1 protein-coding gene is annotated in these 452 nt (G+C 68.4%); it reads left to right on the forward strand.

Annotated features, from left to right (window positions below; all coding sequences use genetic code 11):
- The coding region (locus tag ACKLKD_RS28010; protein WP_420062019.1) for a biotin/lipoyl-containing protein at nucleotides 1-452 on the forward strand (452 nt) is incomplete at both ends.

The following is a 452-nucleotide window of genomic DNA, read 5'->3' on the forward strand; positions in this document are numbered from 1 at the left end:
CGCCAGGCGCAGGAGAAGGGCATCACCCTCGCGCAGAACGCCATCGACGACGTGCTCACCGTGGCGCTGTTCCCGCAACCCGGCCTGAAGTTCCTTGAGAACCGCCACAACCCGGCGGCCTTTGAGCCGGTGCCGCAGGTGGAAGCCGCGCAGCCGGTGGCAAAAGCAGAGAAGCCTGCCGCCTCCGGCGTCTACACCGTGGAAGTGGAAGGAAAGGCCTTCGTGGTCAAAGTCAGCGACGGCGGCGATATCAGCCAGCTCAGCACCGCTGCGCCGGTAGCCGCCGCACCCGCCGTCGCCCCGGCCGGCGCCGGCACCCCGGTGACCGCCCCGCTGGCGGGCACCATCTGGAAAGTCATCGTCAGTGAAGGCCAGACGGTGGCCGCAGGCGACGTGCTGCTGATTCTGGAAGCCATGAAGATGGAAACCGAAATCCGCGCCGCGCAGGCCGG

This window comes from Klebsiella sp. 10982, from assembly GCF_048589245.1.
Classification (GTDB): Bacteria; Pseudomonadota; Gammaproteobacteria; order Enterobacterales; family Enterobacteriaceae; genus Klebsiella; species Klebsiella quasivariicola.